This is a genomic window from Vibrio sp. 1727, assembly GCF_033344415.1.
Lineage (GTDB): Bacteria > Pseudomonadota > Gammaproteobacteria > Enterobacterales > Vibrionaceae > Vibrio > Vibrio alginolyticus.
Genome location: NZ_JAWPOT010000071.1, coordinates 1 through 1,200 on the forward strand (window position 1 = coordinate 1; position 1,200 = coordinate 1,200).

Annotated in this window: 1 protein-coding gene; it reads left to right on the plus strand. The window is 48.4% G+C overall.

Features of this window, described 5'->3' with window-relative positions; genetic code table 11:
- The first annotated feature begins 86 nt into the window (after positions 1-86).
- Positions 87-1,091 carry an IS110-like element IS5075 family transposase gene (locus tag R8O10_RS23875; RefSeq protein WP_000427619.1) on the plus strand — a complete coding sequence of 335 codons (1,005 nt, stop codon included), beginning with the start codon at positions 87-89 and terminating at the stop codon, positions 1,089-1,091.
- Positions 1,092-1,200: the final 109 nt, after the last annotated feature.

Below are 1,200 nucleotides of genomic sequence, written 5' to 3' on the forward strand. Positions count from 1 at the left end.
CGGCTTAGCGTGCTTTATTTAATGAGATGGTCACTCCCTCCTTCCCAGTACTATGCTGAGGACAGGCTTTCATTCGGAGAACCATCATGGAAAACATTGCGCTTATTGGTATCGATCTGGGTAAGAACTCTTTCCATATTCATTGTCAGGATCATCGTGGGAAGGCCGTTTACCGTAAAAAATTCACCCGACCAAAGCTAATCGAATTTCTGGCGACATGCCCGGCAACAACCATCGCGATGGAAGCCTGTGGCGGTTCTCACTTTATGGCACGCAAGCTGGAAGAGTTAGGGCATTTTCCAAAGCTGATATCACCGCAATTTGTCCGCCCATTCGTTAAAAGCAACAAAAATGACTTCGTTGATGCTGAAGCTATCTGTGAAGCAGCATCACGTCCATCTATGCGTTTCGTGCAGCCCAGAACCGAATCTCAGCAGGCAATGCGAGCTCTGCATCGTGTCCGTGAATCCCTGGTTCAGGATAAGGTGAAAACAACTAATCAGATGCATGCTTTTCTGCTGGAATTTGGTATCAGCGTTCCGCGAGGTGCTGCCGTTATTAGTCGACTGAGTACCCTTCTTGAGGACAGTAGTTTGCCTCTTTATCTCAGCCAGTTACTGCTGAAATTACAACAGCATTATCACTATCTTGTTGAGCAGATTAAAGATCTGGAATCTCAGTTGAAACGAAAGTTGGACGAAGATGAGGTTGGACAGCGCTTGCTGAGTATTCCCTGCGTTGGAACGCTGACTGCCAGTACTATTTCAACTGAGATTGGCGACGGGAAGCAGTACGCCAGCAGCCGTGACTTTGCGGCGGCAACAGGGCTGGTACCCCGACAGTACAGCACGGGAGGTCGGACGACATTGTTAGGGATTAGCAAGCGGGGCAACAAAAAGATCCGAACTTTGTTGGTTCAGTGTGCCAGGGTATTCATACAAAAACTGGAACACCAGTCTGGCAAGTTGGCCGACTGGGTCAGGGAGTTGTTGTGTCGGAAAAGCAACTTTGTCGTCACCTGTGCTCTGGCAAACAAGCTGGCCAGAATAGCCTGGGCACTGACGGCGCGACAGCAAACTTACGAAGCATAAAGGCAGAAATACACCAGTTTAAACAATCATTCATCTGGTTTTGCGAATACTGATATTGATGATACTAACGGCCCACCGGCCTGTTGAGGAACCTGTAAAACGGAAAGGC